Below are 23,922 nucleotides of genomic sequence, written 5' to 3'. Positions count from 1 at the left end.
AAAACCCATTGCAGGAGCTTTTGTTCGTCTTGCACAGCCCTGAGGAATCTCAAATTCGAGATGCGGAGAAAACTCGGCTTTTCACAGAATCAACAGGCTGGGGAAATGTCATTTGGTTTTGAGAGGGTCAATTCACCGCGGTTTTCCACGGGCTTGGGAAAGGGTTTTGCGCCGTCTTCCGCAGGCAGTTTGTGAGCTGACTTCGCTCGTTCGTCTGGTGTTTGGTGTGATTCGGCACAAAAAAGCCCCCTTTTCAAGGGGGCTCAGTCGGATCAGCTTCTTTGGATGTGCACGCTGATCAGAACCCCATCACCGTGGCCACGGTGCTCAGGTCTGGATTTAGATCCGTGTGGAAGGAGGCATCGTTGTTGTTGATCGCGCAGTCAGGATCTTTCAGTCCATTGCCGGTGAGCACGCACACCACTGTCGCTCCGGCTGGAACTTCATCTTTGCGTTTGAGAAGACCAGCCACGGAAGCGGCGCTGGCTGGTTCACAGAACACGCCTTCCTGTCCGCCGAGCAATTTGTAGGCCTCGATGATTTCGGCATCCGTCACGTCCAGGAACGCCCCATTGCTGGCGGTACGCGCGGCGATCGCTTTCTCGCGATTGACGGGATTGCCGATGCGAATGGCCGTGGCGATGGTTTCAGGATCCGCAACCGTGGTTTCATTCACCAGGGGAGCTGACCCACTGGCCTGAAAACCCATCATTCGTGGCAGGGTGCGGCTTCGACCCGCCTGGTGATACTCCTGGAAACCCATCCAGTAGGCCGTGATGTTTCCGGCGTTGCCCATCGGGATGCACAACCAATCAGGGGCGTCACCCAGGGCATCGATTAACTCAAAGGCTGCTGTTTTCTGTCCCTGCAACCGGTAGGGATTCACCGAATTCACCAGGGTGACCGGGTACTGGTCCGAAACTTCACGCACGATGTCCAGTGCACGGTCGAAGTTTCCGCGAATCGCCAGCACTTCAGCGCCGTAGACCAGAGCCTGGGCCAGCTTGCCCTGGGCGACATAGCCATCTGGAATCAGCACGAAGGCCCGCATGCCGGCACGGCGGGCGTAGGCGGCCGCAGCGGCGGAGGTGTTGCCCGTACTGGCACAGATCACGGCTTCGCAGCCAGCCTCCTTGGCCTTGCTGATGGCCATCGTCATGCCCCGATCCTTGAAGGATCCCGTGGGATTCAGGCCGTCGTATTTCACGTAGACCTTCACGCCCTTGCCGATCCGTTCGGCGATAGAGGGGACCGGGATCAACGGTGTTGCGCCCTCGCGCAAGGTCACCACCGGTGTGGAGTCACTGACCGGCAACCAGGATCGGTAGGCCTCAATTAGCCCCGGCCAGTCCTGCATGACAGGAGCCGGGGAGAAACGGCGGCGGAGGCTGTTGAGCAGTGACACCTGCGGCGGGCAATCTTCCTGAGGAATCTATGTTGCAGGCCCTGCTGCCTGTTTCAGCAGCTTCCTTTTAGTTGCCGCCATCCTTCAGACCGTCCAGCGGTGAGTCGGAGAAGAACTGCACCAATCCGGCAATGGATTCGGCTTTTTCGATCACAGCCATCAGCGCTGGAATGTTGATCTCCATGACCTCGGCGGGGTAGGCCTCGAGGAATTTGATGGCGGTCAGGCCTCCCTCTCCGATCTGCATGCCGTTGATCACTCCGGCACGGATGGCGGGCACGCTGACGGACGGGGCAGGCACTTTCAGCGGATAGATGATCTTGGCGACGCGCGTGAGGATCACGTCGCCGATCCGGGTTGACATCAGTCGGCTGGTCAATACCAGCGGCAGATCGATGTTCTGATTCAGAAGTTTGGCTACCTCTGCAGGATCCTGTCGGCTCAGTTTCAGAAGATCGGCAAGTAGACCTCGAGCTTCCCCGGTTTCAGCCAGGTAAGCCAGATCGGCCACGCTGATGGAACGGATGAATGCACCACTGACGAGGGCTACATCTTTGGCAGCATGGGCAGGTTGGAAGCAGCTCAGAACGCTGATGGCGAGTGCTGAACCTGTTGCGAGGGCTTGCCGCCGGAGGCGTGATCGTGCAGACATGGCCAGACCGAAGCGCACGGAATCTAGGGGGAGACTCCTGCTGCCGCTCTAACCAGTCGGACAACTCCACGTTCGGCCAATCCCTGGGCTAGTTCAACTCCCATGCGTCGTGCATCGGGCTCTCGCATCAGTCTTGGCAAGCGGCTGAACAGCAGATCAGGGGTGAAGCCAGGGAGCTGTTGCAGCACATCCACCAGTTGCCGTATCGGTTCTAGGTCGAGGTAAGCGTTCTGATCGAACTCCGAACCTGCTTGCATCAGCAATGGCGGTTGCAGGAGGCGTGGGAGGCGTCGGCCTAGGCGTTGCAGGGTCATCCATCCCAGGGAATCGAGCCGGTCAGCTGCAGCTTCCACCATTTGGTGTCGCAACATGCCGCCGTTGGCTGACACCAGGAAATCGAGCACCTGATCGAGCAGAACCTCCAGATCTAGTTGGTCCTGACTGGCCGCGCTGGCCATCAGATTTTCCAGGCGTGTCCAGCGGAAGATGTCGCCGTCGAACAGCATTTCTTTCAGGCTCTGCCTCAACTGAGGATCTGGATCCTCCATGAGGCGACGTGCGAAATAGGGATAGGCCGCTCCAAGAATCTTGAAGTCGGGATCGACACTCAGTGCGATGCCTTCCAGTGTCACTAGCGATCGGATGATCAGGGCGTAGTACGGAGGAACCCGGAACGGGAATTTGTACATGACCCCTGAGAGGTCGTCGGTCACCGCCTTGAAGTCCATGCGGCTGACACCGGCTTCCAGCGCCTGACTGAAGACGGTCTCAAAGGCCGGAACAATCGGTTCGAGGTTCACGTCTTCAGCGAGGAAGCCAAGACTGACGAAATCCTTGGAGAGCTTGCCGAAGTTGCGGTTCACCAGGTGAACCACGGCCTGAATCAAGCCGGTGCGCGATTCCCGCGTCACCTCACTCATCATCCCGAAATCCAGATAGCAGAGGCGGCCGTCGGAGAGGGCCAGGAGATTGCCGGGATGGGGGTCAGCGTGGAAAAAGCCGTGTTCCAGAAGTTGCTGCAGGCTGCAGTTCACACCCACTTCCACCATGTCGTCGGGATTGATCCCGAGTTCGCGCACCGCTTCGAGGTTGGTGAGTTTGACGCCGTCGATCCATTCCATCGTCAGCACCCGCCGGCTCGTGGCTTCTCGGTAGATCCGAGGAACGGCGATGCGGGGATTGTGCCGGTGGAGCTCACAGAATTTCTCCGCGTTGTCCGCTTCGTTGAGGTAATCCATCTCCTCGAACACCCGTTGACCCAGTTCATCGATCAGGGCAACCAGATCACTGCGGATCAGACCGATGTTGCTGTTCAGCCAGGCGGCGATGTTGCGCACGATGTACAGATCCAGGGTGATCTGTTCACGCAGTCCCGGGCGTTGAACTTTCACGGCCACCCGCTGGCCATCCTTCAAAACCCCTTTGTGGACCTGTCCGAGTGAGGCGGCCGAGATCGGCTCACGATCCAGTTCGGCATAGATGCTGTCGACTGGACCACCGAGGTCCTCCTCGATGCAGGCCATGGCCAGATCACTGTCGAATCCGGGCAGCTGGTCTTGCAGTTGCGCCAGTTCTTCCAGCAGAACGGGAGGAACGATGTCGGGTCGTGTGGACAGGGCTTGTCCTGCCTTGATGAAGGCAGGACCCAGATCCACCAGCAACTCGGCGCATTCGCGCGCACGGCTTCTGGCTCGCTGCTGATCCTTCAGCAACTGGAAGATCCAGTCGAAGCCGATGCCGATCAGCAGCAGACCGATCGGCACCAGCGTCTGCCACAGACGCCGTATCAGTCGCTGGGGGTGTCCTGCATAAATGCGGGTGATTTCTGCCGGGTCATACGTGAGCAGACCGGCGGCTTCGATGAAATCTCCGAGTTCTTGTTGGGCCACAGGCCTTGGTGCCTTATCCACCCCCTTCTAAACGAGCTGAGCCGCCGCTACGGTCGGCATCACCACCGGGTTCTGCCGTGCTCACCGGTCTGCGACTTGAAAACATCGCCCTGATCGACAGCCTGGAGCTGGCGTTTGACCGTGGCTTTTCTGTGCTGACGGGTGAAACCGGAGCGGGCAAGTCGATTCTTCTTGACGCGTTGGATGCCGCACTGGGAGGTGTTCAGGCCAGTGCGGCGGCACGATTGCTGCGTTCCGGCTGTGAGCGTGCGGCGATTGAAGCAACGTTTCGTCCTGGCAAGGCGGCACTGCGCTGGTTGGAGGACCAGGAGCTGGTTGATGGAGACGAGGAGCTGGTGGTCAGTCGTGAATGGCGACGTCAGGAGGATCGGCTCACCAGTCGATCGAGGTTGAACGGTGTGATGGTCAATCGTCAGCAGCTGCTGGCTCTCCGTCCTCTGCTGATTGATCTCACCGTGCAAGGTCAGACCCAGCAATTGGCCCGTCCCGGTCAGCAGAAACGCTGGCTGGATCATCTCGGTGGAGCTCCCCTGGAGCAGGAGCTGTCGGAGGTCCGCCGCCACTGGCAGGACTGGTTGCGTTGTAAATCTGCGTTGGAGCAGGCGGAGACGGATTGTCAGCAGCTTGAGCAGCAGCGTGAGGAGTTGGATGCCCTGCTGGTGGAACTGGAGAGTGCGGACCTCGATGATCCTGGGGAGATCCCGCAGCTGGAAGCTGAGCAGGATCGCTTGGTGCACGGGGTGCGTCTTCAGGAGGGTCTCGCTCTTCTGATCGGGCGTCTGCAGGACGGGGCGGAGCAGGCACCGTCTGCGCTCGATCATTTGGTGGCCTGCACCCATGAACTCCAGCAGATGCAGGCACTGGATGCTTCGGTCCAATCCCTGAATGAGCGATGTCTTGATCTGGAAGCCGGTGTGCAGGATCTGATTCGTGGCCTTGAGGGGTACGGCGCATCCTTGGAGAGTGATCCCGAACGTCTGGCCGTCCTTCAGGACAGGTTGGCTCAGCTCAAGCGTCTTGAACGACGTCACGGACAGGATCTGGAGACCTTGATTCAGCGACGCGATGAGCTGCGTGAGCGGCAGCAGTCCGGCGGCGCTGATGCACTGCTGGAGCGATTGCGTGACCAGGAGCTTGCTGCTTGTGCCGTTCGGGATCAAGGCAATGCTGCTCTTCGCATCCGGCGTCTGGCCGTGGCCGAGCAGTTGCAGGAGCAGCTCATGGGGCATCTCCGGCCGATGGGTTTGGCCAATGTGCGTTTTGAAGTGGCTGTGGACCCCGCTGAACCGGGCGAGAGTGGTGCTGATGCCGTGCAGTTTCTGTTTTCTGCCAATCCAGGGCAGCCCCTGGCACCGCTCGCTGATGTCGCTTCAGGCGGTGAGATGTCCCGTTTTCTGCTGGCGCTGAAGACTTGTCTGGCCGATGTGGATGGATCCAGCACACTTCTTTTTGATGAGATCGACACCGGCGTGAGTGGACGCGTCAGTGGTGCCATGGCGGATCTCCTGCGCACGTTGTCGCGTCACCGTCAGGTGTTCTGCGTGACCCATCAGCCGCTGGTGGCGGCGGCCGCGGACCATCATTTCCGCGTCAGCAAAGCCGTCAGTGATGGCGTGACCCGCTCGCAGGTGTCCCACCTGCGGGACACTCAAGCCCGTCAACAGGAGCTGGCGGAACTGGCTGGCGGCGATCTTCAGGAGGCTCAGGCCTATGCAGCGAGCCTTCTCGAGCAGAAGGCTGCCTAAGCATCATCCGATCTCCGTAGAATCCTCAGTTCCCGAGATCCAGCCGTATGGGGCGCACCGCTCCCAATTCGAAGGCCTCATCGCCGGCGAAGCCGGTCAGCCTGAGCGCTGGGTCCGAAGAGGACGTGATCCGCGTGCGGGGTGCTCGCCAGCACAATCTCAAGAACGTCGACGTCACCATCCCCCGCAACAAGCTGGTGGTGTTCACCGGCGTGAGCGGCAGTGGCAAGAGCTCACTCGCCTTCGACACGATCTTTGCCGAGGGTCAGCGTCGATACGTCGAAAGTCTGTCCGCCTACGCCCGTCAGTTCTTGGGACAGGTGGACAAGCCGGATGTGGATGCCATCGAAGGGCTTTCACCGGCCATCTCGATCGATCAGAAATCCACCAGTCACAATCCCCGCTCCACGGTCGGCACCGTCACAGAGATTCAGGACTACCTTCGCCTGCTGTTCGGTCGCGCTGGTGAACCTCACTGCCCGAAGTGTGATCGGCCGATTCGCCCTCAGACCATTGATGAGATGGTCGATCAGATCCTCACACTCCCTGAGGGCACCCGCTATCAGCTTTTGGCACCGGTGGTGCGGGGCAAGAAAGGCACCCACACCAAGTTGATAAGTGGACTCGCCGCTGAAGGTTTCGCCAGGGTTCGCATCAACGGAGAGGTGCGCGAACTCTCCGACAACATCGAGCTCGACAAGAACCACAGCCACAACATCGAAGTGGTGGTGGATCGTCTTGTCGCACGCGAGGGTATTCAGGAGCGACTCACCGATTCGCTGCGCACCTCGCTCAAGCGCGGAGATGGTCTGGCCATCGTTGAGGTGGTCCCCAAGAAAGACGAGCAACTCCCAGAGGGGCTCGAACGGGAACGTCTCTATTCCGAGAACTTCGCCTGTCCGGAACACGGGTCAGTGATCGAGGAGTTGTCACCTCGGTTGTTCTCTTTCAACAGTCCCTACGGGGCCTGTGAGGCTTGTCACGGCATCGGCCATTTGCGCAAATTCACCCGTGAGCGGGTGATTCCTGATCCTTCTCTGCCGGTGTACGCCGCTGTGGCGCCCTGGGCGGAGAAAGACAACTCCTATTACTTCTCCTTGCTTTACTCCGTCGGTGAGGCGTTCGGTTTCGAGATCAAGACTCCTTGGCAGGAGCTGACGGAAGAGCAGCAGGACGTGCTGCTCAACGGCAGCCGAGATCCCATTCTCATCCAGGCAGACAGCCGTTATCGCAAGGGGCAGACGGGGTATCACCGCCCCTTTGAGGGCATCCTGCCGATCCTTGAGCGACAGCTCCGTGACGCCAGTGGTGAGTCCCAGCGTCAGAAGCTGGAGAAGTATCTGGAACTGGTGCCCTGTTCCAGCTGTGCTGGAAAGCGTCTGCGTCCAGAAGCTCTGGCTGTTCGCATCGGGCCCTATCGAATCACCGATCTGACCGCCGTGAGCGTGGGGCAGACCCTGGAACGGATTGAGCAGTTGATGGGTGTCGGCGCGTTTGAGGGCGAGCAACCGCTTCTCACCGATCGCCAGATGCAGATCGGTGATCTGGTGCTGCGTGAAATCCGGATGCGCCTGCGCTTTCTCCTCGACGTCGGACTGGATTACCTGAGCCTTGATCGGCCGGCCATGACCCTGTCAGGCGGCGAAGCTCAACGCATCCGCCTGGCCACCCAGATCGGCGCCGGTCTGACCGGAGTTCTCTACGTACTCGACGAACCGAGCATCGGCCTGCATCAGCGCGATAACGATCGCTTGCTGGCCACCCTCGAGCGGCTGCGTGATCTGGGGAACACCCTCGTGGTGGTGGAACACGATGAAGACACGATTCGAGCCGCTGATCACGTGGTGGACATCGGTCCGGGTGCCGGTGTGCACGGCGGCCACATCGTGGCCGAGGGATCGTTGCAGGATCTGCTCAATGCGGAGGAGTCCCTCACAGGGGCCTACCTCAGTGGTGAACGCAGCATTCCCACCCCTCCTGAACGCCGTTTGGCAGGCACGCGCAGCCTCAAGCTGAACGACTGCTCTCGCAACAATCTCAAGAATGTGAGTGTGGAGTTCCCACTGGGTCGGTTGGTGTCTGTCACCGGTGTGAGTGGCAGCGGCAAGAGCACCCTGGTGAATGAGCTGCTTCACCCTGCCCTAGAGCATGGTCTTGGCCACAAGGTTCCGTTCCCCAGCGGTCTTGGCGAGCTGCGCGGACTGAAGTCGATCGACAAGGTGATCGTGATCGACCAATCACCGATTGGCAGGACGCCTCGTTCCAACCCTGCGACCTATACCGGTGCGTTCGATCCGATTCGTCAGGTCTTTGCCGCCACCGTGGAAGCCAAGGCCCGTGGTTACCAGGTGGGTCAGTTCAGCTTCAACGTCAAGGGCGGTCGCTGTGAGGCCTGCAAGGGCCAGGGCGTGAACGTGATCGAGATGAATTTTCTGCCGGATGTCTACGTGCAGTGTGATGTTTGTAAGGGAGCACGGTTCAACCGCGAGACCCTTCAGGTCACCTACAAGGGCTACACGATCGCTGACGTTCTGCAAATGACTGTGGAACAAGCTGCGGATGTGTTCTCGGCAATTCCCCAGGCGGCTGATCGCTTGCGCACGCTCGTGGATGTGGGTCTTGGATACGTGAAGCTCGGTCAGCCGGCACCCACCTTGTCCGGAGGCGAAGCCCAGCGGGTGAAGTTGGCCACGGAGTTGTCGCGGCGAGCGACAGGCAAAACGCTCTATCTCATCGACGAGCCCACCACCGGCCTCAGTTTCTACGACGTGCACAAGTTGATGGATGTGATGCAGAGGTTGGTGGACAAAGGCAATTCGATTATCTGCATTGAGCACAATCTCGATGTGATTCGCTGCTCGGATTGGTTGATTGACCTGGGTCCGGAGGGAGGTGATCGCGGCGGTCAGATCGTGGCCTGTGGAACGCCGGAAGAGGTTGCTCAACATCCAACCAGTCATACCGGGCGTTATCTCGCCAAAGTGTTGGAGCAGCATCCACCGGAGACTCTCCCTCTCGCGGCATGAGGTTTGTTCAGCACTTTCGGATCCCTGCACTGACGGCTGCTCTGGGGGCGTTGGTGCTGGCTCAACCAGTCGTTGCGGCTGATCGGCTCACGTTCACGTTGCCGCTGTTTGAGGAACGGTTCAGTCTCGACCTCACCAAGTCACGCACGGCCCAAGAGTTGATTGATTCCAATCCGGATCTGCGGGAACTGGATCGTGCGGGCAGTGGTGCTGTCCAGCGACTGATCGAGGCTTTGCTCACTGCGCCTCTTCCTCAGAAAACAAGCGACATCGTCAACCAGTCGCTTGGTCATCCCCTGTTCGAGCAGGCCTTGATCGCTGCGTCTGAACTGGTGCAGGTCACCGGCATTCCCGCCGACACGAGTGGTCGCATGCTTGCGGATGCTCTGGCCGCGGCCTACCGCGACGATGAGCCTCATCTTCTGGGCTTGCTGCGTCATGTGCCAGGTGACGAGATCACGCTCAACCTGGAGGTGCTGGCTTTCTACGCCAATCGCCTGCGCCGCAATCAGGATGATGCCCGGGCATTAGTGCAGCAAGCCACGTCAGCCACACCGGTCTCTGCCGAGGTGATGGCCGGCTTTGATTCCGGTTGGAATCGCGATCAGCGATCCGTTGCCGTCGCCCATCGCGGCCGGCCTCTGGAGGTGACGGTGATCACCCCCAAGCGATCCTCCAATGGTCGTCTGGTGGTGATTTCCCACGGCCTCTGGGATGAGCCGGCCAGTTTTGAAGGCTGGGCGCATTTGTTGGCGGCCCATGGCTTTGCCGTGTTGTTACCCCGTCATCCCGGCAGTGATGCGGAGCAGCAGCGAGCGCTTCTTCAGGGTGAACAGCCTCCACCGTCGTCGGAGGAGCTGCGACTGCGTCCGATGGATGTCAGCGCGCTGATCGATGCCGTGGATGCCGGTCAGCTCTTGTCGGAGTTCAGCGTTGACACCGATGCCGTTGCGGTTGTTGGCCACTCGTGGGGTGCCACAGCCGCCCTTCAGTTGAGTGGATTGCAAACCACCAGCAGACAGCTCGCTGTCCGTTGCCAGGATCCCAACGATCCCGATCGCAACCTCAGCTGGTTGTTGCAGTGCAGCTGGCTGGATGGAGCTGACCAGGGATCTCTGGCCGATCCCAGGGTTCGGACCGCTGTTGTGGTGAGCCCGCCTCTGCGATTGCTCTTTGATGCGTCGAGTGGTCCTGCGATGCACGCCAAGGTGCTGCTGGTCAGTGGCACCCGTGACTGGGTGGTGCCTTCGGACCCGGAGGCGGTTGTCCCCTTGCGCAACGGTCAGCCAATGGCCAACGGTCATCGCATCGTGTTGGCCTCCGGTGGCGATCACTTCAATCTCTGGGCTCCGAGTGATGCCGAGGAGGCGCCCGTTCTTGCCCCATTGATCCTGGCCTGGATCAACGAACAATTTGGGTTGTCTGATTCATTCCGTTTCAGCACCGGTGGCTGGGGAAATGAACGGGTGCCGCTTGTCGATGTCACCCCAAATTTATGAGATTCGTTACAACAATTGGTGGGGTCAATCAAGCATTTTGTATCTGAATCTCAATATTGGATCCGCTGATTTTTTCAGGTTCTGAGTTGCGAGAGTTCAGTCATTACCGAATGTTTGGGCTTGTCTAACAACGCCTAAAAAAACTTCTCAGATTGTTTTTACGTTTCCAATCGCCGCATCCCCTAATCCTTGAACAGGACGCCAGGACCTGTTCCTGCGCGTGTTGGAGGAATTTTGGGACTGAAGCTGCTGCATCTGCATCTCCATGGCCTGTTTCGATCCCATGATCTGGAACTTGGCCGAGACGCGGACACCGGTGGTCAGACCCTCTACGTTCTCGAGCTTGCGCGCAGCCTCGCCAATCGCGCTGAGGTGGATCACGTTGAGGTGGTGACGCGGTTAATCCAGGACCGTCGGATGTCTCTGGATTACGCGCAACCGCAGGAATCCATCGCACCTGGTGCGTCGATCCGTCGCTTCAGCTTTGGGCCGCGCCGTTATTTACGCAAAGAACAGCTCTGGCCCTATCTCGACGAATTGGCTGATCAGTTGGTTCGTCATCTTCAGGTTTCGGAGAATCGCCCTGATTGGATCCACGCCCATTACGCCGATGCTGGCTATGTGGGTGCACTGGTGAGTCGTCGGCTTGGGATTCCCCTTGTGTTTACGGGGCATTCCCTCGGTCGCGAGAAACTGCGCCGATTGCTGGCGGCCGGTGGCGATCACGAGCAGATCGAACAGTCGTATTCGATCAGCAGGCGCATTGATGCCGAGGAACTGGCGCTGGCCCATGCCGATCTCGTGATCACCAGCACGCGACAGGAGCGCGACGAACAGTATTCCCGCTATGGACGCTTCAAGTCGGAGCGTGCCCAGGTGGTTCCTCCCGGTGTGGATGCAAGACGCTTCCACCCTCTGGGCAGTGCCGATGAGTCTGCAGAGGTCTCCGAGTTGTTGAGCTCTTTTCTACGCGATCCCGATCGACCTCCCCTGCTGGCGATCTGCAGGGCCGATCGTCGCAAGAACATTCCTGCCTTGGTCGAGGCCTTCGGTCGCTCCGCTTTGTTGCGTGAGCGGCACAACCTGGTGCTGGTGCTCGGCACACGAGAGGACTCCCGTCAAATGGATCGGCAGCAACGGGAGGTGTTCCACCAGATCTTCGAACTGGTTGATCGCTATGACCTCTATGGATCGGTGGCGTACCCCAAGCAGCACCGCCGTGATCAGGTGCCAGCGATCTATCGCTGGGCCGCGGCTCGCCAGGGTTTGTTTGTGAATCCTGCGCTGACCGAACCGTTTGGGCTCACGCTCCTGGAGGCGGCCGCCTCCGGTTTGCCGATGGTGGCCACGGATGACGGTGGTCCACGCGAGATTCTGCGCCGCTGTGACAACGGTCTGCTGGTGGATGTGACTGACCTGGAATCAGTTCAGGACGGCCTCGAGCGAGCGGGAGCTGATCGCAATCGCTGGCGACGCTGGAGTGACAACGGTGTTGAGGCGGTCAGTCGCCACTACAGCTGGGATGCCCATGTCTGCAGCTACATGGCCCTCATGCAGGAGCGGCTCAAGCGTTCCAACGTCGTGACGGCAACGTCTCAGCTGATTCAGCAGGATTCTTCGCACAGTCCTCTGGGATCACGATTGCTTCTGCTGGATCTCGACAGCAGCCTGGAACAACCGGCGGCTGAGGACCTGCAAACCCTGCGGCAACAGCTGAACGCGCCCGCTGCTCAGGCGGCCCGCACTGGGCTGGGAATCATCACCGGTCGTTGCTTGGCCGCAGCCCGCCAACGCTTCGCTGAGCTGCACCTGCCGGATCCTCAGGTCTGGATCACCCAGGCGGGAACGCAGATTCATTACGGCCAGGATCAGGTGGCTGATCGTTTCTGGGAAGCCCAGATCGGCGTTGATTGGTCGCGTGTGACGGTCGAGCAGATCCTCGCTGATCTGGCCGATCACATGGAGCTTCAGAAACCTGAGAATCAGGGGCAATTCAAGGTCAGTTATCTCCTGCGTCAGCCCGGCCCTTCCGTGCTTCCCCTGATTCGCCAGCGTCTGCGCCAGCACGGTCAGTCCGCTCGCCCCCACCTGCGCTGTCATTGGTTCCTGGATGTGCTGCCGCTGCGTGCATCCCGCAGCGAGGCGATCCGTTTCCTGTCACTGCGCTGGAAGTTGCCGCTCGAGCAGTTCCTGGTGGTAGCCAGTCAGCAAGGGGATGTGGAATTGGTGCAGGGTCTCCCGGCGGCAGTGGTGCCAGCTGACCATGACCCGTGCCTGGACGGTTGCCGACAACAGCAGCGGGTCTACTTCGCCAATCGCTCGCGCTTACCCGGCGTGCTGGAAGGACTCCAGCACTACCGATTCCTCAGCGCCCGCTCACGCCTTGATCAGTCCTCGATCTGAAGCGTGACCGCTGCAGCACTGCGGTCTGCTTTGGCCTGAGCCTCCGTTCGGTCTTTGCCGCGGGCCAGGGCAACGCCCATGCGCCGTCCTGGACGGGGCTGGGCTTTGCCGAACAGCAGGACATTGGTGTCGGGTTGGCTCAAGGCCTCCTCCAAGCCCTCAAAGCTGACGCGACTGCCATGGCAGTCAGCCAGGATCACGCGGCTCGCCGCCGCCTCTGTGCAGTGGATTGCGGGGATTGGCAGACCCAGAACGGCCCTCAGATGCAACTCGAATTCACTGAGGTTCTGGCTGATCAGGGTGACCAGCCCGGTGTCATGGGGACGGGGTGAGAGCTCCGAAAAAATCACCTCATCACCGCACAGGAAGAATTCGACACCGAACAGTCCGGCCCCACCGAGGTTGTCCGTGACGGTGCGTGCCATGGCTTGGGCTTGTTCCAATTGCCGTGCACTCAGTGCAGCGGGCTGCCAGCTGCACTGGTAGTCCCCGTTGACCTGCTCATGACCGATGGGCGGGCAGAACAGGGTGGAGCCCTCCCGCTGTCGGATGGTCAGCAGAGTGATTTCCAAGTCAAAACGCAGAAACTCCTCAACGATCACCTGGGCCGATGTGCCCCGGGCATTGGCCATGGCGGCTTCCCAGGCTTGATCAAGATCCTCTGCCCGTTCCACCACGCTCTGTCCTTTTCCGGATGAGCTCATGACCGGCTTGACCACCACCGGCCAGCCCAGCGGTTCCGCCGCTTGATGGAGCTCTTCCGCGCTCGCGGCGTAGGCGAATCGCGCCGTGCGCAGCCCGAGTTCTCCGGCGGCAAGATCGCGAATGCGGTCCCGGTTCATTGTGACGGCGGTGGCCCGGGCTGTCGGGATCACGGTGATGCCGTCGTCCTCCAGTTCTGCCAGTGCATTCACGGCCAGGGCTTCGATTTCAGGAATCACCACCGTTGGACGGTGGCGGCGAACCACTTCCAGGAGAGCCTCCGGTTCCGTCATCGGCAGCACTTCCGCCACGTCCGCCACCTGCATCGCTGGGGCGTTGTCGTAGCGATCACAGGCGATCACCCTGCAGCCCAGGCGCTGGGCTGCGATCGCCACTTCTTTGCCGAGTTCTCCACTGCCCAGCAGCATCACCGTGGCGGGAAAGGTCGTCATCGCTTGTTTCGCGGCAGCATGGTCTGATCTTCGCGTTTCGCCTGATGGCCGCTCTCCAGAGCCTCATCACCTTTGCCTTCACAACGGCGGGGGATGCGGCCGATGGTCTGTTGTTTGGCTGGGAGATCGCCACGGTTCAGAAGTGGGTGTTGATCTATCTGGGTGTCTCTTCGCTGGCGTTCGTGCTGGTTTGGATCGTCGGAGCGTTGCGCACGAAGGGTTGAGTTAGAGCAACAGACAGCCAAGCAGGATCACGCCATACAGCGTGATCAGCTGTACGCCCTCGTACCAGTCCAGTTGGTTGTTCTCGGTGATCCAGTGCACGGCCAGCACGGCGATCCCCGTGCAGCCCAGTGCGCTGAGCGGAACGCTCAGGTGCAAAAAACGTCCCAGTGGCCAGCCGATCAGCACCAGCACCGGCAGCACGAACAACATCAATTGCCCGCTCGATTCCAGCGTGCTGGTGATCGCCAGGTCCATGCGCCCGCGTGAGGCAGCACCGATGGCGATCACACCTTCGGCGGTGGATCCGAACAGTGGCAGCAGGATCAGACCAATGAACAGTTCGCTGAGGTGGGTGTGTGACACCAGTGTTTCCAGGGTCTGCACGAGGGGCTCTGAAATCGCCATCACTGCAAGGCTCACCACGGCCATGGCGATCAGAATGGTTGTGATGCTGTGCGTGTTTTTCGTTTCAGTGGATGGTCCGTTCGTGTTCGGATCGGCTTGCTTCACTGAATTGCCGCTGAAGAAGGAACGGTGGGTTCCCAGCTGCAGCACGAAGGACAGCACGTAGTAGAGAAGGATCATCACGGCCACAGCCAGCGAATAGAGCGCGAAGCTGTCCTGCTGGTTGTTGCCCTCCAGGGGTGTAGTCCCTGTTCCAAGGCCGATGATCGTGGGGATCGCCAGCAACAGCAGACTGAGCATCAGCTGGCGGGCTTGAAGATCTGTGCTGCTGGCCTGGATGGTCACATGCTGTTCCCGTTGTCCTGCTAGCACGGTGCTGATGCCCAGCATCAGCAGACAGTTGGTGATCACGGCGCCCGCGACGGAGATCACCACCAACTCATAGAGGCCACTGGTGAGGGCGGTGATGCTCACCACCAGCTCCACAAGATTGCCCAGTCCCACGCTCACGACACCGCTGTAGCGATCACCGAGGTGATCACTGAGGTGATCCACCAGCTGTGAAATCACTCTGGCCAGGGGAATCAGCGCGACACCAAGCCCGAGGAAGCGCAGCAGCAGTGCCGTGGTCGTCGAGGTGCTGGACGGAACGATGGCCAAGCTCAGCAATGCTGGCAGCAACAGCAAGGACCAGCCGCTGACGTAGTTGCCTTTCAGCAGGTTGAAGCAGTTGCGCAGCGTGCGATTCATCGCTGCGCCCCTCAGGGATCCAGGTTTTGGATCAGGGTCAGCTGGCGTTCCGCAGGTTCTTCATTCACAAATCCCCATGACTGGAACTCCTCGGCGTCGTCATGGGTAATGCGCTGATCTCCGTTGTTCTGCTGCAGCACGAAACCCCGATCGGCCATCCGACGCATCAAGCTGGCTGCTTCTTCAAAGCGAGCGGCCATCGCCTCCAGGCTGGTGCAGTCGGCGGTCAGACCGGCTTCCTTCCAGGTGAAGTAGCTCATGGGAGTTCGGATCAGATGGGGCGTAGCGCCAAGCCCAGCATGACCAGTCCGGCTGTGATGAGCCAGAACATCGGCACCACGACCTGCTCGGATGTTCCACCCAGTTCGAAGTGGTGATGGAGAGGAGCCATTCGGAACACGCGTCGTCCCACTCCATCGGCGCCTTTGGTGGCTTTGAACACCCACACCTGGATGATCACTGAGAGGGATTCCGCCAGGAATACGCCTCCCATCACGAGCAGTGCCCAGAGGCTGTTCGTCAACAGGGCTACCGCCGTGAGCGATGCCCCCATCGCCAGAGAGCCGGTGTCGCCCATGAACACCCTGGCGGGGTTGCGGTTGTGGATGAGAAAGCCCAGCCAGCATCCCGCCATGGCCAGGCAGAACCCGGCAATGGCGGGATCACCTTGATTGCCGCGCAGCATCAGTTGCACCCCCAGACCGGTGAAAACCAGGGCGCCACAGCCGCTGGCCAGACCATCCAGCCCGTCGGTGAGGTTCGTGGCGTTGCTTTCTGCCAGAAACACGAAAAGACCCAGTGGCCAGATCAGCCAGCCAAAAGGGATCGCGATGCCGTTGTGAAGGTCCACCGTGCCCTGGATCCATCCCTGCTGTGCTGACCAACCAAGGAACAGCATTGCCGCTGCTGCCTGAAGCAGCAGTTTTCCTTTGGGAGTCAGGCCTGTGTTGGTGTTCTTGGTGAGGCTGCTCCAGTCATCCACACCGCCAATCACCATGTAGGCCAGTGTGACCAGGCCAATGGCCAGTAACTGTTCAGCGCTGCGGCCCTCGCTGCTGATCAGACACCCCGTGATCACACCAACGGGGACCACCAGCAGTCCGCCCATGGTGGGTGTGCCCGATTTGCTTTGGTGGCCTTGAGGACCTTCCGTCCGGATCACCTGGCCCATCTTCAGCGTCCGTAACCGGGGGACGCCCCACCAGGTGATGATCGAGGAGATCAGCATCGCCACCAGCAAGGGCAGGCTCAACAGGCTGTTGGGAACCCTGGCGTCACAAACAAAAGCCGCCGTTCCAACTGCTGCAATCAGTGCAGCAGCGGAGAGGCGGCCATCAGGACGGATGAATCGCTCCGCAGAATCGCTCAAGTCCCAGCGGCAAATCGCAGGGACCTTAGATCAGTCTTCCCAGTTTTCCTCGTTCTCTTCGTCAGCCTTGTAGTCCTCTTTCTCGCCCATCAGCGCGGAGAGCTCTTCCTCTTCAACCGTGCTCACTTCGGGTGAGTTCGATTCTTCATCTTCCACAAGACGGCCGCTGGTTTCGAGCCAGCTCAGCAGATCAGGCTCCTCGCGCAGGGGCAGAACCGGAGCCGGATCCTTGCGTCCGTAACGGGTCAGGGCTGGATTGACGCCGTCGAGGGCGCTCAAGTCCGTAAGGGCTGAGGACAAGATCTCTGGAGCCAATCCACCAATATACGAGACAGAGTTTTCATCCCCTGTGAACAAAGCGGCACTTCTCGCTTCCGTGTGGGGTTTCGCCCTTGTGATCAGTGCATTGGTGCGCCTGTGGGGTGATCGGCATCCCCTGCCCCTCGAGGTCACGACAGGGCCTGTTTTGCTGCTGTTGTTCACGCCTGCTGCGCTGATGGGCTGTTGGTTGCTGCTCGCGTCCCGCGGGAGTGGAGAATCGGAGTAGTTCCGATACAGATCAGGAGTCCGCTTGATGGGACGCGCCAAGAAGGTTGTGCTCGCGTATTCCGGAGGTGTGGACACCAGTGTCTGCATTCCCTACCTCAAGCAGGAATGGGGTGTTGAGGAGGTGATCACCTTCGCGGCGGACCTCGGCCAGGGCGATGAGCTCGAGCCGATTCGCCTCAAGGCCCTGGAAGCCGGTGCCAGCCAGTCGATGGTGGGCGATCTGATCCAGCCTTTCATTGAAGAGTTCGCGTTTCCTGCGATTCGTGCCAATGCGTTGTATGAGGGCCGCTATCCCCTGTCGACGGCGCTGGCACGTCCTCTGATTGCACGCCGGCTGGTGGAGGTGGCCCGTGAAGTGGGCGCTGATGCCGTCGCCCATGGCTGCACCGGCAAGGGCAACGATCAGGTGCGTTTTGACGTGGCGATCGCATCGCTCGCCCCGGATCTGAAGGTGCTCACGCCGGCCCGTGAATGGGGCATGAGCCGTGAGGAGACGATTGCCTATGGCGAACGCTGTGGCATCCCCGCCCCGGTGAGCAAGAAGTCGCCCTATTCGATCGACTTGAACCTGCTGGGCCGCAGTGTTGAGGCCGGACCGCTGGAAGACCCGATGGTGGCGCCTCCTGAGGAGGTTTTCGCCATGAGCGTTTCCGTGGATGCGGCGCCTTCGCAGGCCCAGGAGATCGAGATTGGTTTTGAGGGTGGTAACCCCGTCAGCATTGACGGTGTGCGCTTGGCACCGGTCGAGCTGATCCGAGAGGCCAACCGCTTGGCCGGTATGCATGGAATCGGCCGTCTCGACATGATCGAGAACCGCGTGGTCGGCATCAAGAGCCGGGAGATTTACGAAACACCTGGCCTGTTGATGCTGATTCAGGCTCATCAGGAGCTGGAGAGCCTCACGCTGGCGGCAGATGTGCTGCGCACCAAGCGCCAACTGGAGATGCAGTGGGCTGATCTCGTGTATCAGGGCCTCTGGTTTGGTCCTCTGAAAGAAGCGCTGGACGGTTTCATGGACCGCACCCAGGCCCACGTCAACGGAGTGGTGCGGTTGCGATTGCACAAGGGCAACGCGATCGTCACCGGCCGCGCCTCAAGCGACAGCAGCCTCTATGTGCCTGAGATGGCTTCCTACGGCAGTGACGATCAGTTTGATCATCGTGCTGCCGAAGGCTTCATCTATGTCTGGGGACTGCCCATTCGCCTTTGGTCGGCAGCCCGGCGTCGCTGAAGGCTCACGCGCCCGGGTCGCCGTTCTTGGCCAGTTCAGGCGGCGTTTCTTGTGGAACGTCCCTGACCACGGCTGCGTGTCTGTCTCCAGCGTTCAAGCATGGGCAGACGGTTGTCGCTTGCCTGGCGTTCAGGTTGCTCGATCAGGGGAAGGTCGGCTTCGCCCAGCAGTTGCTGCGCCCGGGCCAGCAATCGGTATCGCTCCAGCAGCGGTTCGAGGCGCTGTTGAAATTTGCGTTCGAACAGGTCCGGTAAGGCTTCAAGCAAAACCTCGTAGTCATTCACGATGGTTTCGAGTTCATCGATGCGCGCGCGCAGCGCATCAACCTCTGGATCGGCTTCACGATCAGGAGATGAAGCAGCATCCGGAGCGTTCCAGCGGGGCTCCGGTGCCTGATGGCCTGAAGTCTGAGACTGCATGACCGGACGGTATCGCCCGGTCAGCGGTTCAACAATGCCTGGATCAGGCAGACGCTTCAGCCGTTTCAGGCTGAGCAGCAGCTTCACTGCCGGGAACAACGCGGGGAGCCGGCAGAGGGCCGTCTTGCTTGACGGTGAGATAACGGATCACGTCTTCACTGAGACGCATGGCCTTTTCCAGAACGGCGACCTGCTGGCCGTCACCGTTGTGGCTTAGCTGCACGTAGATGCCTTCCTTGTGCTTGGCGATGGGGTAAGCCAAACGACGCTTGCCGCGCATCTGGTTGTCCAGCACGTCTGCACCGGCCTCCACAAGGATGTCGCGGTACTTGGTGAGATGAGACTCGACCTCTTCCTCCGGGATGTCCGGACGGAGGATGTACATGGTCTCGTAATAAGGCTGTTGGGTCATGAAGACAGATCCGACAGGGACTGAAGGCTCACCCAGGTGAGCGACGGATTCAACAGCCTATCTCCTTGGGGTTGACAGCCTCAGTAGAGCTGCATCCGTACGGCCTGACTCAAGCCGGGTAGATCGGGCTCCCGGCCACGGATGCATTCGATCCAGGCGAAGATCAGCACCGCCAAAACACCCACTACTACTGTGCTGGACAGGGTTCGAAGCATCAGTCCACCACCCAGTGGCTGGATCAAAATCGCGAATGCGTAGCCCAGGATCACCACGATGATGTCCACCAGCAGAGCTTGGAGCGTGTTGAAGCGCAGGAAGTAGGGCACGTTCGGATTGCGCACCACCGCCAGGAACAACAGAAAGAACACCAGCAGGTTGCCGAACGGGATTCCCCGTTCCAACAGAACCAGGGGCAGGGCCGGCAGGGTCAGCCATTGCAACCATGGGAATTGCTGCATCAGATGGCTGCCGAATGGGATCGCATCACTCCAAGGCAGCAGATACACCAGCAGCCCCAGAAACCGTTGCCAGACGGGTATGGCCATTGCAGGGTCGCGCTTGGCTCGAGCGTAGGGCTTGTGGATCCAGTCGGCGCTGTCAGTCGGCTGGATTCGCTCCAAGGCGTTGCAATGCTGCTTCGCGCATCACGGTCACCGGCACGTCATGGCGTCCGGACCATCGGCGCAGGGATGCCGCACCCTGCTGCACCAGCATTTCCAGGCCATCGATGGTCTGGCATCCACGCTGCTGTCCCATCCGCAGCCAGGGGGTCGGTCGAGGTGTGTAGATCAGGTCGTAGAGAGTCGTGGTCGGGTCCAACGTCTCCCAGAGGTCAGGACCCAACGGCATGGCCTTGCTGTCGCCATGACCCTGCATGCCCACCGGTGTGGTGTTCACCACAAGTTTCGTTCCGCTCAGCTGTGCCGTTAGCGGTTGAGCTTCGAGAGCGATGCCATGGAGGGACACGCTGCCGCTGCTTTCTTCTTTCAGATCCTCCAGGAACTGTTCAAGGGCCTCTGGCCGACGGCCGGCCACATGAATGGTTGCCAGCGGCAGTTGCTGAAGACCGGCGACAACGGCACGAGCGCTGCCACCACAGCCCATCACAATCGCGTCGCAGCCACTCCAGGCTTCGGCTTGATCGAGCAGCGGGGCCAGGAATCCCTCGGCATCTGTGTTGTGGCCATGCCAGCCACCGTCGCTCAGGGGGGTGAGTGTGTTGACTGCACCCAGGCGCTTCGCCAACGGGCTGAGCTCCTGGCAGTGGGATGCCACCGCCTGTTTGTGCGGGATGGTCACATTCAGTCCGTGGCAGCCCACGGCTCGCAGTCCGTCGAGCACGCGTTCCAGGGCATCGCCATCGCATGGCAGGGCGAGGTACCGCCAATCCATCGCCATGGCCTCCAGGGCCGCGTTGTGCATCACCGGTGAGAGGGAGTGGCTCACCGGCTGTCCCAGCAGACCGACCAGTCCTGTGGTTCCGCTGATCATTGCGTTGCCTGTGATCCTGCGTTCCAGCCTGCTGTGTCGCCGGACTGTTCGGGAACCACACCTCGCCTGAAGGCCTGCCCACTGCCGATTATGCAGAGGATCTAATCAGTCAATTCGCGGAGTCAGGAGGCACCGATGGGCAAGGTTGTCGGCATCGATCTCGGAACCACCAACAGCTGTGTGTCGGTGATGGAGGGCGGCAAGCCCACCGTGATCGCCAATGCCGAGGGCTTCCGCACCACCCCCTCGGTGGTGGCTTACACGAAGAACCAGGATCAGCTGGTGGGCCAGATCGCCAAACGTCAGGCGGTGATGAACCCTGACAACACTTTCTATTCCGTCAAACGCTTCATCGGCCGTCGTGTCGACGAGGTGAATGAAGAGTCGAAAGAGGTGAGCTACACGGTCGAGAAAGCTGGCTCCAACGTGAAGGTCAAGTGTCCTGTTCTTGAGAAACAGTTCGCTCCCGAGGAGGTGTCCGCTCAGGTGCTGCGCAAGCTGGCGGAAGACGCCGGTAAGTATCTGGGTGAATCTGTCACTCAGGCAGTGATCACTGTTCCCGCCTACTTCAACGACTCCCAGCGTCAGGCCACCAAGGATGCCGGCAAGATTGCCGGCCTCGAAGTGCTGCGCATCATCAACGAGCCCACCGCTGCGGCTCTGGCCTACGGCCTCGACAAGAAGAGCAACGAGCGCATCCTCGTCTTTGACCTGGGCGGCGGCACCTTTGACGTGTCTGTACTGGAAGTTGGTGACGGCGTGTTTGAGGTGCTGTCCACCTCCGGCGACACCCACCTTGGTGGCGACGATTTCGACAAGGTGATCGTGGATCACCTGGCTGACAGCTTCAAGTCCAACGAAGGCATCGACCTGCGTCAGGACAAGCAAGCCCTGCAGCGACTAACTGAAGCGGCGGAAAAAGCCAAGATCGAGCTCTCCAATGCCACCCAGAGCGAGATCAACCTGCCGTTCATCACGGCCACGCCCGAGGGTCCTAAGCACCTGGATCTCACCCTCACCCGGGCCAAGTTCGAGGAGCTGGCCTCCAACCTGATCGACCGCTGCCGGATCCCGGTGGAGCAGGCGCTCAAGGACGCCAAGCTGTCCTCCAGTGAGCTCGACGAGATCGTGATGGTGGGTGGTTCCACCCGCATCCCGGCCGTGCTCGAGCTGGTGAAGCGCACCACTGGTAAGGATCCCAACCAGACCGTGAACCCCGACGAGGTGGTGGCCGTGGGTGCCGCGATCCAGGGCGGTGTGCTGGCTGGTGAGGTGAAGGACATTCTTCTGCTCGACGTCACGCCTCTCTCCCTGGGTGTGGAAACCCTCGGCGGCGTGATGACCAAGATGATCACCCGCAACACCACGGTTCCCACTAAGAAATCCGAGACCTATTCCACGGCTGTCGATGGCCAGACCAACGTGGAGATCCACGTGCTCCAGGGTGAGCGCGAGATGGCGTCCGACAACAAGAGCCTTGGAACCTTCCGTCTGGATGGCATTCCTGCGGCCCCCCGGGGTGTGCCTCAGATCGAGGTGACCTTCGACATCGACGCCAACGGCATCCTCAGCGTCACCGCCAAGGACAAGGGCAGCGGTAAGGAACAGTCCATCTCGATCACCGGCGCGTCCACGCTCAGCGATTCCGAAGTGGAGTCCATGGTCAAGGACGCCGAGGCCAACGCCAGCGCTGACAAGGAGAAGCGCGAGAAAATCGACCTCAAGAACCAGGCTGAGACCCTCGTCTATCAGGCTGAAAAGCAGATGGAGGAGCTGGGCGACAAGGTGGAAGCCGACGCCAAGGCCAAGGTGGAGGAGAAGCGCACCAAGCTCAAGGAAGCAGTCGAGAAGGAGGATTACGACGCCATGAAGACACTGCTGGAAGAACTGCAGCAGGAGCTTTACACCGTTGGTGCTTCTGTTTACCAGCAGGCCGGCGCTGAGGGTGCTGCGGCTCCTGGTGCCGATGCCGCAGCTGGGGCTGCAGGTGGTTCTGCCGGTGATGCCGGCGATGATGTGATCGACGCTGAATTCACTGAATCCAAGTGATCCACCGTTGACATCCCTTTGGAGGGATTGCCGTTGATGATTCGCCTCCCCGCCTGTTCGTCAGGTGGGGATTTTTGTTGTTGGCCGTTGCAATGACATTCAGTGATCGCCAACAAAAAAAGGGGGCAAATGCCCCCTTTGCTTGCTGAGCGATGTGAACGCTGATGGCCTCAGTTGATCGAGTCAGCAGCAGCCTTGGCCTTGGTCACCACTTCAGGCGGAAGGGAGACATAGCCCAGTTCGGGAGCTTTCGACTGCGCCTCGTCGGAGAGCATGTAGTCGAAGGTTTTCTTCAGCACAGGGGTGTTGTCGCCGTTGCCGGTTTCGTAAGCAAGCACCCAGGTGAAGGTGACAATCGGGTAGCCACCTTCGGGGTTGGGGTTGCTGCCGATCAGGTCGGGACCGAGATCGATCGAACCCAGTGCTTCGCTGGCGGTTGCATTGGTGGGCATCACCTTGGCACCGGAGGCGTTCTGCACAGCTGCTGCCTGAAGGTCGCCCTTCACGTAGGCCAGCTCCACGTAGCCGAGTCCGCCTTCAATCTGATTGAGCTGAGCGGAGACACCTTCATTGCCTTTGGCACCGACGCCGGTGGGCCATTTCACCGACTTGTCAGCACCAACGTTTGCTTTCCACTCGGGGCTGATCGCCGAGAGGTGATTGGTGAAGTTGAACGTGGTGCCGGAGCCGTCGGAACGGTGCACGACGTTGATCTTTTTGTCGTCGCAGCCGAGTTCGCTGTAATTGGTGATCTTGCCCAGGAAGATGCCAGCCAGTTGATCCTGGGTGAGCTCCAACTTGCAGGAGGGGTTGTTGTAGGCGACAGCGATGGCACCAGCGGTCATCGGAATCTGCACCACACCGCGGCTCACCTTGGCGATGGCCTCAGCCTTCATCGGCTTGTCGGAAGCGCCGAAATCCACGGTTCCTGCAGTGAACTGACGCACACCTGCGCCGGAACCCACCGATTGGTAGTTCACGTTGACTCCCTGGGATGACAGATCCTGGAACCAGCGTTGGTAAATGGCTGCAGGGAAGGACGCGCCTGCTGCTGACAGGTTGCCTTTCACCTGATCGTCACCACCACTGCCGGATGAGCAGGCCGCCAGGGTCAGGCCAGCCGTCAGACAAGCGGCGGCTGATAGTGCCCGGGCGTTGAAGGAGCGAGGCATGATCTCGTGTATGAAGTCCTTGGAGCACAATTTGTGCTCACTTCGAACGTTATTTC

21 protein-coding genes are annotated in these 23,922 nt (G+C 60.2%); 8 read left to right on the top strand and 13 right to left on the bottom strand.

What is annotated here, in order from left to right; all coding sequences use genetic code 11:
- Positions 1-298: 298 nt before the first annotated feature.
- The 3 genes from thrC to SynNOUM97013_RS13595 form a co-directional block, all read right to left on the bottom strand.
- On the bottom strand, positions 299-1,357 hold the full coding sequence (gene thrC, locus SynNOUM97013_RS13605) for a threonine synthase (protein ID WP_186481662.1): 1,059 nt from the start codon (positions 1,355-1,357) through the stop codon (positions 299-301).
- 115 nt (positions 1,358-1,472) lie between these two features.
- On the bottom strand, positions 1,473-2,057 hold the full coding sequence (locus tag SynNOUM97013_RS13600) for an alpha/beta hydrolase (RefSeq protein ID WP_186480253.1): 585 nt from the start codon (positions 2,055-2,057) through the stop codon (positions 1,473-1,475).
- A 23-nt stretch (positions 2,058-2,080) separates the two neighbouring features.
- Entirely contained in the window at positions 2,081-3,946 is a 1,866-nt protein-coding gene (locus SynNOUM97013_RS13595) for an AarF/ABC1/UbiB kinase family protein (RefSeq protein ID WP_186481661.1), read from the bottom strand.
- A gap of 77 nt (positions 3,947-4,023) precedes the next feature.
- Here SynNOUM97013_RS13595 and recN point away from each other — a divergent pair, with 77 nt between their 5' ends.
- The 4 genes from recN to SynNOUM97013_RS13575 all read left to right on the top strand — a co-directional run bounded on the left by recN (position 4,024) and on the right by SynNOUM97013_RS13575 (position 12,640).
- On the top strand, positions 4,024-5,712 hold the full coding sequence (gene recN, locus SynNOUM97013_RS13590; RefSeq protein WP_186480252.1) for a DNA repair protein RecN: 1,689 nt from the start codon (positions 4,024-4,026) through the stop codon (positions 5,710-5,712).
- Between the two features lie 47 nt (positions 5,713-5,759).
- Entirely contained in the window at positions 5,760-8,738 is a 2,979-nt protein-coding gene (gene uvrA, locus SynNOUM97013_RS13585; protein WP_186480251.1) for an excinuclease ABC subunit UvrA, read from the top strand.
- Entirely contained in the window at positions 8,735-10,237 is a 1,503-nt protein-coding gene (locus tag SynNOUM97013_RS13580; protein WP_186480250.1) for an alpha/beta fold hydrolase, read from the top strand. Before uvrA ends, SynNOUM97013_RS13580 begins: the two co-directional genes overlap by 4 nt.
- 234 nt (positions 10,238-10,471) lie before the next feature.
- Positions 10,472-12,640: an HAD family hydrolase gene (locus tag SynNOUM97013_RS13575; RefSeq protein WP_186480249.1), complete on the top strand. Its 2,169-nt coding sequence runs from the start codon at positions 10,472-10,474 to the stop codon at positions 12,638-12,640.
- Here the strand turns inward: SynNOUM97013_RS13575 and purT are convergent.
- A complete protein-coding gene (gene purT / locus SynNOUM97013_RS13570) occupies positions 12,625-13,794 on the bottom strand; it encodes a formate-dependent phosphoribosylglycinamide formyltransferase (protein WP_186480248.1) in 1,170 nt (389 codons plus the stop codon). The two genes, SynNOUM97013_RS13575 and purT, sit on opposite strands and share 16 nt — an antisense overlap.
- A gap of 44 nt (positions 13,795-13,838) precedes the next feature.
- Here purT and SynNOUM97013_RS13565 point away from each other — a divergent pair, with 44 nt between their 5' ends.
- Positions 13,839-14,018 carry a cytochrome B6 gene (locus tag SynNOUM97013_RS13565; RefSeq protein ID WP_186480247.1) on the top strand — a complete coding sequence of 60 codons (180 nt, stop codon included), beginning with the start codon at positions 13,839-13,841 and terminating at the stop codon, positions 14,016-14,018.
- A 1-nt stretch (position 14,019) separates the two neighbouring features.
- Here SynNOUM97013_RS13565 and SynNOUM97013_RS13560 read toward each other — a convergent pair whose 3' ends face one another.
- The 4 genes from SynNOUM97013_RS13560 to SynNOUM97013_RS13545 are packed head-to-tail and all read right to left on the bottom strand — an operon-like array spanning position 14,020 to position 16,822.
- Positions 14,020-15,174, bottom strand: coding sequence for a calcium:proton antiporter (locus tag SynNOUM97013_RS13560; RefSeq protein WP_186480246.1), 1,155 nt, complete (start codon positions 15,172-15,174; stop codon positions 14,020-14,022).
- Positions 15,175-15,185: 11 nt separating this feature from the next.
- On the bottom strand, positions 15,186-15,434 hold the full coding sequence (locus SynNOUM97013_RS13555) for a hypothetical protein (protein ID WP_186480245.1): 249 nt from the start codon (positions 15,432-15,434) through the stop codon (positions 15,186-15,188).
- 11 nt (positions 15,435-15,445) lie between these two features.
- Positions 15,446-16,543, bottom strand: a complete 1,098-nt coding sequence (gene mraY, locus SynNOUM97013_RS13550; protein ID WP_186480244.1) for a phospho-N-acetylmuramoyl-pentapeptide-transferase — start codon at positions 16,541-16,543, stop codon at positions 15,446-15,448.
- A 30-nt stretch (positions 16,544-16,573) separates the two neighbouring features.
- Positions 16,574-16,822 (bottom strand): DUF3134 domain-containing protein, encoded by a 249-nt coding sequence (locus SynNOUM97013_RS13545; protein ID WP_255442838.1) that lies wholly within the window; start codon positions 16,820-16,822, stop codon positions 16,574-16,576.
- 70 nt (positions 16,823-16,892) lie between these two features.
- Between SynNOUM97013_RS13545 and SynNOUM97013_RS13540 the strand changes: the two genes are divergently transcribed.
- Positions 16,893-17,090, top strand: coding sequence for a hypothetical protein (locus tag SynNOUM97013_RS13540; RefSeq protein ID WP_255442837.1), 198 nt, complete (start codon positions 16,893-16,895; stop codon positions 17,088-17,090).
- A gap of 27 nt (positions 17,091-17,117) precedes the next feature.
- Positions 17,118-18,323 (top strand): argininosuccinate synthase, encoded by a 1,206-nt coding sequence (locus SynNOUM97013_RS13535; RefSeq protein ID WP_186480243.1) that lies wholly within the window; start codon positions 17,118-17,120, stop codon positions 18,321-18,323.
- Positions 18,324-18,358: 35 nt separating this feature from the next.
- Here the strand turns inward: SynNOUM97013_RS13535 and SynNOUM97013_RS13530 are convergent, their stop codons facing one another.
- The 4 genes from SynNOUM97013_RS13530 to SynNOUM97013_RS13515 all read right to left on the bottom strand — a co-directional run bounded on the left by SynNOUM97013_RS13530 (position 18,359) and on the right by SynNOUM97013_RS13515 (position 20,645).
- A complete protein-coding gene (locus SynNOUM97013_RS13530; RefSeq protein WP_186480242.1) occupies positions 18,359-18,742 on the bottom strand; it encodes a hypothetical protein in 384 nt (127 codons plus the stop codon).
- A 43-nt stretch (positions 18,743-18,785) separates the two neighbouring features.
- Positions 18,786-19,154 carry a 30S ribosomal protein S6 gene (rpsF, locus tag SynNOUM97013_RS13525; RefSeq protein ID WP_186480241.1) on the bottom strand — a complete coding sequence of 123 codons (369 nt, stop codon included), beginning with the start codon at positions 19,152-19,154 and terminating at the stop codon, positions 18,786-18,788.
- A gap of 80 nt (positions 19,155-19,234) precedes the next feature.
- Positions 19,235-19,699, bottom strand: a complete 465-nt coding sequence (locus SynNOUM97013_RS13520) for a Tic20 family protein (protein ID WP_186480240.1) — start codon at positions 19,697-19,699, stop codon at positions 19,235-19,237.
- Between the two features lie 52 nt (positions 19,700-19,751).
- Positions 19,752-20,645 carry a shikimate dehydrogenase gene (locus SynNOUM97013_RS13515; RefSeq protein WP_186480239.1) on the bottom strand — a complete coding sequence of 298 codons (894 nt, stop codon included), beginning with the start codon at positions 20,643-20,645 and terminating at the stop codon, positions 19,752-19,754.
- Between the two features lie 135 nt (positions 20,646-20,780).
- Here SynNOUM97013_RS13515 and dnaK point away from each other — a divergent pair, with 135 nt between their 5' ends.
- On the top strand, positions 20,781-22,694 hold the full coding sequence (gene dnaK / locus SynNOUM97013_RS13510) for a molecular chaperone DnaK (RefSeq protein ID WP_186480238.1): 1,914 nt from the start codon (positions 20,781-20,783) through the stop codon (positions 22,692-22,694).
- A 170-nt stretch (positions 22,695-22,864) separates the two neighbouring features.
- On the opposite strand, the gene pstS is transcribed toward dnaK, so the two are convergent.
- Positions 22,865-23,866: a phosphate ABC transporter substrate-binding protein PstS gene (gene pstS, locus SynNOUM97013_RS13505; protein WP_186480237.1), complete on the bottom strand. Its 1,002-nt coding sequence runs from the start codon at positions 23,864-23,866 to the stop codon at positions 22,865-22,867.
- Positions 23,867-23,922: the final 56 nt, after the last annotated feature.

Origin of the sequence: Synechococcus sp. NOUM97013 (assembly GCF_014279815.1) — a bacterium.
Classification (GTDB): domain Bacteria; phylum Cyanobacteriota; class Cyanobacteriia; order PCC-6307; family Cyanobiaceae; genus Synechococcus_C.
The sequence above is the reverse complement of the archived record's forward strand: the minus strand, read 5'-3'. Positions and strand labels throughout refer to the sequence as shown.

Bases quoted from the DNA above. Each gene is read 5' to 3' on its own strand.
- uvrA (WP_186480251.1), top strand. From the start codon at position 5,760: ATGGGGCGCACCGCTCCCAATTCGAAGGCCTCATCGCCGGCGAAGCCG.
- SynNOUM97013_RS13555 (WP_186480245.1), bottom strand. From the start codon at position 15,434: ATGAGCTACTTCACCTGGAAGGAAGCCGGTCTGACCGCCGACTGCACC.
- pstS (WP_186480237.1), bottom strand. From the start codon at position 23,866: ATGCCTCGCTCCTTCAACGCCCGGGCACTATCAGCCGCCGCTTGTCTG.
- SynNOUM97013_RS13560 (WP_186480246.1), bottom strand. From the start codon at position 15,174: ATGAATCGCACGCTGCGCAACTGCTTCAACCTGCTGAAAGGCAACTAC.
- SynNOUM97013_RS13520 (WP_186480240.1), bottom strand. From the start codon at position 19,699: ATGGCCATACCCGTCTGGCAACGGTTTCTGGGGCTGCTGGTGTATCTG.
- SynNOUM97013_RS13565 (WP_186480247.1), top strand. From the start codon at position 13,839: ATGGCCGCTCTCCAGAGCCTCATCACCTTTGCCTTCACAACGGCGGGG.
- SynNOUM97013_RS13530 (WP_186480242.1), bottom strand. From the start codon at position 18,742: ATGCAGTCTCAGACTTCAGGCCATCAGGCACCGGAGCCCCGCTGGAAC.
- SynNOUM97013_RS13535 (WP_186480243.1), top strand. From the start codon at position 17,118: ATGGGACGCGCCAAGAAGGTTGTGCTCGCGTATTCCGGAGGTGTGGAC.
- dnaK (WP_186480238.1), top strand. From the start codon at position 20,781: ATGGGCAAGGTTGTCGGCATCGATCTCGGAACCACCAACAGCTGTGTG.
- SynNOUM97013_RS13515 (WP_186480239.1), bottom strand. From the start codon at position 20,645: ATGATCAGCGGAACCACAGGACTGGTCGGTCTGCTGGGACAGCCGGTG.
- purT (WP_186480248.1), bottom strand. From the start codon at position 13,794: ATGACGACCTTTCCCGCCACGGTGATGCTGCTGGGCAGTGGAGAACTC.
- rpsF (WP_186480241.1), bottom strand. From the start codon at position 19,154: ATGACCCAACAGCCTTATTACGAGACCATGTACATCCTCCGTCCGGAC.
- thrC (WP_186481662.1), bottom strand. From the start codon at position 1,357: ATGCAGGACTGGCCGGGGCTAATTGAGGCCTACCGATCCTGGTTGCCG.
- SynNOUM97013_RS13600 (WP_186480253.1), bottom strand. From the start codon at position 2,057: ATGTCTGCACGATCACGCCTCCGGCGGCAAGCCCTCGCAACAGGTTCA.
- SynNOUM97013_RS13580 (WP_186480250.1), top strand. From the start codon at position 8,735: ATGAGGTTTGTTCAGCACTTTCGGATCCCTGCACTGACGGCTGCTCTG.